Origin of the sequence: Paraburkholderia sp., assembly GCF_036488505.1 — a bacterium.
Lineage (GTDB): Bacteria > Pseudomonadota > Gammaproteobacteria > Burkholderiales > Burkholderiaceae > Paraburkholderia.
Genome location: NZ_DASXHN010000001.1, coordinates 1 through 7,560 on the forward strand (window position 1 = coordinate 1; position 7,560 = coordinate 7,560).

Consider the following 7,560-nt stretch of genomic DNA (forward strand, 5'->3'; position numbering starts at 1 on the left):
AGAGCGTGTTGGTCTGCTCCCACAGATTGATCGCCGACGTGCGCGTGATGATCTTCTTGCCGGTCAGATAGTAGGCGTTGCCCTCTGTCGAGTTGAGCGTCATCTGATACGTCATGTTGCGCTCGTCCACGTCCGAGCCATCGACGATAAACAGGTTGAACGTACCGTCCGTGATCGTCAGCGGTTGGGCGGACAGCGCGGGGCAGCTCAGCGTGCCGGCCGTGCGTGCAAGATGATCGGGATCGGCGAGCATATCGGCAAGATCGTCGGACTCGACCGTCAGCGTGAATTCGATCGGACTTTTCACGGCTGCGCCGGCAATGGTCGACGTGTAAGTGCCGATCATCGTTTCGGTGAAGCGCAGGCCGATTTTCTGCTCGGGCGGCGTGGCGGCGGTGCCCTTCGACGTGTAGTCGATCGGCCAGTCATGCGCGTGCGCGATCAGCGCGCAATTGCGCTCGGCGAGCGCGGAAATCGTCAGCAGCGGATTGACGCCGAGCGACATCGGCATCACCGCGCCGTCCATCACGTAGAGGCCGTCGTGTACCGCGTCGCCGGCCACGCCGCTGAACACGCGGCCCTGATGATCGACGACGCCGGCTGCCGCATCGTCGGCCATTCCGCAGCCGCCGAGCGGATGGACGGTCACGGTGCGCCGGCCGGCTATCGGCGTCGAAATCGGATTGCGCAGATATTTGCCGCCGAGCGGCGCCGTGGCCTTGATCAGCACGTCTTCGATGGTCTGGAACAGCGGCTGCCGACCCGCGTTTTTCCATTCGATGCGCGCACGGCCTTTATCGTCGATCGTGATCTGGCCGCTTTCGTCGTCGTGCGCCATCACCAGGTAGCTCTGCGTGTGATTGAGCGCGCCGTGATAGGGGCCGCGAATCAGGCTGTCGAGCGTGCGTGCGTCGTAGGCGGCTCGTTCGAGCAGCGACGGCGGCCCGGCGGCATCGACGCCTTCGAACGGCGCAACCGCGCCGAGCATGGCAACGAGCGCTTCGCCGACGGCCCCGGCAAGCGAGCCTTCCTCGATCACGTAGCCATCCTTGACGTTCGGCACATATTTGGCCTCGCGATTGTCGATCAGCCCGGTGATGGTCGGCCCGACCGCCGCAATGTCGCCCTGCTTGTGCGGCCCCCAGCCGACGCCGTTGATCGGCTCCTCGGTGTTGTACGCGAACGCCAGTACATCGCCGTTGCCGGTGAAGTGCCGGCCGAGCATGTCGGACGTGCTCAAGCCCGCTTCGCGCGAGCGCAGCAACAGCGCCGTCGAGCCGATCGTGCCCGCCGCGACGATGACGATATCGGCCAGCACGAACAGGTCTGCCGCGTGATAGCTTTCGCGGCCGAGCGCCACGAGCTGGAAATTGACCTTCCATTGCTGCGTATCCGGGTCGCGCAGCACCGAATGGACGGCCGTGCCCGTGAAAATCCGCGCGCCGTGCGCGACCGCATCGGGCAGATAGTTCATGTGCGTCGAATTCTTCGCGTCGTAATTGCAACCCGAGTTGCAATCGCCGCAGCCGACACACCGCTGCTGCTCGACACCGGCCTCGTTGAGGCCGGCCTTGAACGTGACGGTAATCGGCGGACGGCTGAAGCGGTCGGCCATCCCGAGTGCCTGCGCCGATTGTTCGAGCGCCTGCAGTTTGGGCAAGGTCGGGAAATCCGCGGGTACCGGCGACGGCGACAGCATTTTCCACGCACGCTCGTAGCCTTTGTCGCGCCCGGCCTTGTCGTTGCGCAACGCGGCGGGCCAGCGCGGGTCGTCCCACACGCGCGGGTCCGCTTCGAGCGCGACGTTCGCGTTGATCAGCGAGGTGCCGCCAAGACCGCAGCCGACCACCGCGTTGACGTCCTCGTTCACGTGCACTTCCAGCAGCGCGAGCGGTGAGCCGATCTGCGCTTCGGCGGTGTTGTACTGAATTTGCTCGACGCCCTGCACCGGCGTGCGCGGATAGTCGCCGGCCATGAATTCGCGTCCGCGTTCGAGCACGCACACGCTGCGGCCCGCGCGCGCCATGCGGCTCGCGGCGATCGCACCGCCGTAGCCGGAACCAATCACGACGACCTCGTAATGCCGTTGCAGCGCCGTTGGCGCGCTCGATAAGCGGTTCATCAAGACCACCTCGTCTGGACTCGGGATGCGGGGGATGGAAGCGCGACTTCGGAACAAAGACGGCGTGCGGCGGCGGCTTTTTTATCGTAGACGGATTACGCGTGCAAAAAAAGCGCGCCGTGGAGGGCGCGCAGCCGTAGCGTGCGACGTGTGAGTTCGCATTTCCCCGTTTTCGTCCCCGTGACTTCTGCGTGGTCTGTGATTCGCTTACTACGCGGCCGCTTCATTCATTTCGCTATCGCCCGATTCGGCCGCGAGCAAATTCAGCGCAACGAGAATCGCCGCGCGATTGTCGACGTCGATCTCGATACCGAGCACATCGGTCAGCCAGCGGCCGATCTTGGTATTGGAAAATTCGCCGGCACCGGCCGTCTTTTTCATCGTGACGCCTAGTTTGACGGCGCGATAGTGATAGGAAGGGACCCGATGCTGAGCCGCCACCGCCGACAGGCCGCCCTTTTGTTCGGAGCACCAGCCGAGGCTGCCGGCGAGCACGATGCGCTCGGGCTCGTCGAGAGTGTCGATGAATTCGCGCGCGGCCACGCGCACGCGCTGTTCGTCGAGGCCGTGCTGCAGCAGCACGCTATGCACCGGATCTTCGAGGGCTTGCGTGCGCAGATCGATTTCCTGCGCCATGCCTTCGTTTTCGATCGACACATTGCGCTGGTGGCACGCGCTGCGCAGGCAGTCGATCAGATAGCGGCGGAAATACGCGCACAGCGCATAGCCATTGGACGGCGCGCTGTCGGCGCGGGCGCTGGTTTCGGTGTGGCCGGGCGCGAGGCGCAGCACCTTCGCATAGATGAACTGCGCGACGAGCTCTTCCTTGTCTTCGCCGAGCGCCTGTAATTCGAGCGGGTGGTAGGTCCGCAATGCGCGCTTGACCAGGTCGACCATCGACACCATTTCGTCGGCGGACAAGCGGGTGCGTCTGCGCCACAGGTCGGGCAGGATGGCGTCGTCGAGTCGGCGGGCGAACTCGTAGCTCGGTACTGCGCCCATGGAAACCTCCGTGAAGGGTGGGAAGGAGCGCGGTAGCCTGAGCGGTGAGCTGCCAGGTGTGGGATGGACTCTGCGATGCCGCGCTGAAACGTGAATGCAGTATGGTGCGCGGCAAGGCCTTCGCCTATATGGATTAAGTGTTAGCTGATGGGTAAACTGCCGGGTAAACCGTCTGACAGGTCGTAAACGTTTCGTCAGCAAAGTGGGCGTGCGGCCACCCGGAAACCGCGCCGCGTGGACAGCGTTCCGCGCGCTGCCTCAACGCAGTTGCCGTGCCCAATAAGGAGACCGCGCGATGCGCGCCGACCCGATTCAGCGTGCAATTGACGAAGACGTGGTGCGCGTGCTGTACGCGCAGGATCCGATTGCATTCTTCTCGCACTGGTTTTCGATCGCGGTGCTGGTCGCGATCTACTGGCCGCACGTGCCGTCCCTGCCGCTCTTTATCGCATGCTTCGGTTTTTATGCGGCGGCCAATTGCGCGGGCCTCGCGCTGTGGATCTGCAATCGCCGTTATCCGCATCTGGTGTCGCCGCGCGACTGGATCTATCTGCATGCGCTACGCGGCGTATTGCTGTACAGCGGGCCTGGCTTCGCGGTGTGGTTCGCGTTCCAGAGTCCGCAAACCGATCTGCCGCTGCTGCATACCGTGCTGCTCGTCACGCTCGCGGCCGGCGTGTTCATGTCGAACGGCTTCGACCTGCTGAATTTCTCGACGTCGATTCCGTTCCTGCTGTTTCCATCGATCCTGCTGCATTTCGGCTCGCATACTTTCGACCGCACGATTCTCGCGATCGTCCTCGCGTTCTTCTTCTGCGCGATCAATGTCTATGCGATGAGCTATCGCAAGCTGTTCCGCCAGGTCGTGCAGGCGCGCGTCGATCAGCAGTACCTTGCGGAATCGCTCGCCGCGCAAAAGCGCGTCGCCGACGAAGCGAGCCTCGCGAAGACGCGTTTTTTCGCGGCGGCGAGCCACGATCTGCGTCAACCCCTCCATGCGATCGGGCTGCTTGCGGCGTCGCTCAACGATCCGGCGGCGACGCCCGCGCAGCATGCGAAGACGGCTGGGCATATCGTCTATAACGTCGACGCGCTGAATCAGCTGTTCAACCAGGTGCTCGATCTCGCGCGCATCGAAAGCGGCGTGACCCAGGTGATCCGGCTGCATTTCCGGCTCTCCGAACTGTTCGAGCGGATCGGCAGCCAGTACCGTCCGCAGGCCGCCGCGAAGGGGCTCGCGCTGCGAATCGCGCCGACCTCGATGGTCGTGTACGACGATCCGGTGCTGCTCGAACGCGTGCTGAGCAATCTGCTGTCGAACGCGGTGCGTTATACGGACGAAGGCGCGATCTGGCTGGGTTTGCGCCGCGCGGGACGGGAGCAGGGCGGCTATATCGAGGTGCGCGATTCGGGCGTCGGCATCGCGCCCGAAGAGCACGAGCATATTTTCGAAGAGTTCTATCAGGCCGCGAATCCGCAGCGCGATGCGCAACAGGGGCATGGGCTCGGGCTGCCTACGGTCAAGCGTCTGGTCGGCCTGCTCGGCGGCGAGTTGCAACTGCGCTCGGCGCCCGGGCGCGGTTCGGTATTCCGTTTTGCGGTGCAGGCCGGCGATGCCAGCAGCATCGTCGCGAGCCTGAACGACCCGGTGGCGGGCGGCTCGGCCGTACTAGGGCGGCACGTGCTCTGCATCGACGACGACCCATCGATTCTCGAAGGGCTTGCGAGTCTGTTTCAGCGCTGGGGCTGCACCGTCCATGGCGTGCGTGACGAAGCCGGCGCACTGGCGGCGCTCGCCGGCGGCTTTGTGCCCGACGCGGTGCTATGCGATTACCAGCTCGCGAATCACCGTACCGGCGCACAGGCGCTGACGGCGGTGCGCGGCGCGCTCGCGCGCGCGGGGCACGGCAATGTGGTGACACTGCTGATTACCGGCGATATGGCATCGGCCGAACTGGCGGCGCTCGCGTTGCAGGGGATTCCGGTGCTGCATAAGCCGGTCACGCCCGCGCGTCTGCGGCGCACGCTCGACATGCTCTGGCAGCACGCGGACCTGGACAACGGGCGGCCGGCGGGCGTGGCGGCGTTGGGGGAGCAGGCGGTGAGCGCTGGTATGACGCCGCTCGCTGCGGATCGCGCTGGCGAGTCTGGCGAATCGCGTGAAGCGGCAGGCTCGCCGTAAGCAGGGACGAGGCTGGGCGTCGGGCGAAGCGACGTGGCTTGCCGCCCAGGCAGCGGGCAAACCCGCGATCAAAAAAACGCTACAGCGTCTTGCCCGCCTCCAGCCAGCCATTGATCACCGCGATCGCGGTCGAGCGGTTATGCACGCCCAGCGCCCGGAAGATCACCGACAGATGCACCTTGACCGTGCCTTCGGCGACGCCGAGCTCGCGCGCGATCATCTTGTTGGTCCAGCCGCGATGCACGAGCCGCATGATGTCCTGCTGACGCGGCGACAGATTTTCGAGCAGGTGCTGCTGATGCGGTTGCAGCGCCGGCGCCAGCGTAAGGGGTTCCGTTTGCACGGCAGTTGCTTGGCCCGACGCGGCTGCGCTTTGGACGGTGATGCCAGCGGTTGCCGCTTGCGCGGTCGCGTTTGCCGCGACGCTTGCGCCTGCGCTTGCCGACTCGCGCGAGGCCAGCAGACTCAGCGCCTCCATCGGCACGTACGCGCCACCGGAGAGCACCAGCTCGATCGCCTTCAGCATCACGCTGGCCGGCTGCCGCTTCGGCACGAAGCCAAGCGCGCCTGCCGCGAGCACCGCGCGCATCTCGTCGGGCGATTCCTCCGCGGACAGCACCACGACCGGCAGCGCCGGATTCGCGCTGAGCAGCGCTTCGAGCGAGGTCGCGCCGTTCATACCCGGCATATGCAGATCGACGATCGCGAGATCGTGATTCGCATCGGGACGCGCGGCGCTCGCGAGGGTTTCCCAGCTATCGGCTTCGTCGAACTGCGCGTCGGCATCGAGGCCGCGCAGCATCCCTTTCACGCCTTGCCGGATCAGTTCATGGTCGTCGGCCACAAGAAACTTCATGATGTCTCCGCGAGTCGGGCCTGCGCGTTTGGACAACCGCCGTAGTACGGTTTCGTTGTGCTTCTGTTCTCGTGAAACGCATCATGGCCGATTTCCCCTCGCTTGCATGCGATCTTCGGGCCGTTTTTGCCTGCTGTTGTCCCGCTCCGCTGCCGGGTGTCACGCGGTCTTTGCCGACCGCTTCGACGCGCTTACCGGCTGCCAGCATGTTTCGATGCGCTACGTGATCGGTAAGGCAGGTCTCCCGCGCACAGGTTCCGGCTTGCTAGGTAGACGAGCCGCGCGAACCATTTTTGAAGTGGTTCGCACGCGACTGGACAGCTTATGCCCGCTGGATTGACGCGTGTTCACGCGCTGCTATCGGACCGCGAACAAAGTCGCATTCATCAGAAGCTTGAATGCGAACCCGAGCGACATCGCCCCGGCCACACCGCAGCACCACAGCGCGATGAACCACAGCCAGCCCGAAAGTTTGCGCCGGCGGGAAGCGCGAGCGTCAGGGGCAGCCCGGGAGCCCCGAGATTCAATGATAGTGATGTTGGTCGCCATGACGCACCTTGCCTCGAAAGACCCAGTAACCCATCGTCGTGTACGCGACGATGACCGGCAGGATCACCGCCGCGCCGGCCAGCGTGAAGGTCTGACTCGAACGCGGCGCGGCGGCTTCCCACAGCGTCATGCTCGACGGAATCGCGTACGGCCACAGGCTGACGAGCAGCCCGAGATAGCCGAGCAGCACGAGCGTCAGCGCTAGGACGAACGGGGTGTTGTGATGCCGCGCGCGTACCGCGCGATGCATGAAGAACGTGCAGATCGCGACGAAGAACGGCACCGGCAGCAGCCGATAGAAGATCCCGTCATGGAACCAGCGTTGCGCGATGCCCGCGTCCATCAGCGGCGTCCACAGGCTCACTATCGCGATAAAGCCGAGCAGCACGAGCGTGAGCGGCCACACGACGCGATGCAGGCGCCGCTGTAGATCGGCTTCGGTCTTTGCAACCAGCCAGCAGCAGCCGAGCAGCGCATAGGTGGCGACGAGCCCGAGTCCTGTCAGCAGGCTGAACGGGGTGAGCCAGCCGAATGCGTCGCCCGCGTACGCGCCATCGATCACCGGGATGCCTTGCAGGAACGCGCCCAGCACGATGCCCTGGAAAAACGCCGCGCCCGCCGAGCCGCCAATGAATGCGAGGTCCCACAGATGCTTGGTGCGCCGCGCCTTCGCGCGGATCTCGAACGACACGCCGCGAAAGATCAGGCACACCAGCATGAAGACCAGCGGCAGATAGAGCGCCGACAGCACGGTCGAATAGACGATCGGGAACACCGCGAACAGCGCGGCGCCGCCGAGCACCAGCCAGGTTTCGTTGCCGTCCCAGACCGGCGCGACCGTGCTCATCA

General features: G+C 64.8%; 6 protein-coding genes. 1 reads left to right on the forward strand and 5 read right to left on the reverse strand.

Annotation, left to right across the window (positions count from 1 at the left end; genetic code table 11):
- Positions 1 to 2,122, reverse strand: a 2,122-nt coding sequence (locus tag VGH68_RS00005; RefSeq protein WP_331601459.1) for a GMC family oxidoreductase, incomplete at its 3' end; no start/stop codon positions are given.
- 210 nt (positions 2,123 to 2,332) lie between these two features.
- The gene (locus tag VGH68_RS00010; RefSeq protein ID WP_331601460.1) at positions 2,333 to 3,124 is read right to left on the reverse strand and encodes a hypothetical protein; all 792 of its coding nucleotides are present in this window, start codon (positions 3,122 to 3,124) and stop codon (positions 2,333 to 2,335) included.
- 295 nt (positions 3,125 to 3,419) lie between these two features.
- On the opposite strand from VGH68_RS00010, the gene VGH68_RS00015 reads away from it, so the two are divergent.
- Positions 3,420 to 5,306, forward strand: a complete 1,887-nt coding sequence (locus VGH68_RS00015; protein ID WP_331601461.1) for a hybrid sensor histidine kinase/response regulator — start codon at positions 3,420 to 3,422, stop codon at positions 5,304 to 5,306.
- Positions 5,307 to 5,385: 79 nt separating this feature from the next.
- Here VGH68_RS00015 and VGH68_RS00020 read toward each other — a convergent pair whose 3' ends face one another.
- From VGH68_RS00020 to VGH68_RS00030, 3 genes are all read right to left on the reverse strand, one after another.
- Positions 5,386 to 6,162: a response regulator transcription factor gene (locus VGH68_RS00020; RefSeq protein WP_331601462.1), complete on the reverse strand. Its 777-nt coding sequence runs from the start codon at positions 6,160 to 6,162 to the stop codon at positions 5,386 to 5,388.
- A 357-nt stretch (positions 6,163 to 6,519) separates the two neighbouring features.
- The gene (locus VGH68_RS00025; RefSeq protein ID WP_331601463.1) at positions 6,520 to 6,711 is read right to left on the reverse strand and encodes a hypothetical protein; all 192 of its coding nucleotides are present in this window, start codon (positions 6,709 to 6,711) and stop codon (positions 6,520 to 6,522) included.
- Positions 6,686 to 7,560, reverse strand: an 875-nt coding sequence (locus tag VGH68_RS00030; protein WP_331601464.1) for a cytochrome d ubiquinol oxidase subunit II, incomplete at its 5' end; no start/stop codon positions are given. The genes VGH68_RS00030 and VGH68_RS00025, both read right to left, overlap by 26 nt.

Coding starts and splice junctions, on each gene's coding strand:
- VGH68_RS00015 (WP_331601461.1), top strand. CDS start 3,420: ATGCGCGCCGACCCGATTCAGCGTGCAATTGACGAAGACGTGGTGCGC.
- VGH68_RS00020 (WP_331601462.1), bottom strand. CDS start 6,162: ATGAAGTTTCTTGTGGCCGACGACCATGAACTGATCCGGCAAGGCGTG.
- VGH68_RS00010 (WP_331601460.1), bottom strand. CDS start 3,124: ATGGGCGCAGTACCGAGCTACGAGTTCGCCCGCCGACTCGACGACGCC.
- VGH68_RS00025 (WP_331601463.1), bottom strand. CDS start 6,711: ATGGCGACCAACATCACTATCATTGAATCTCGGGGCTCCCGGGCTGCC.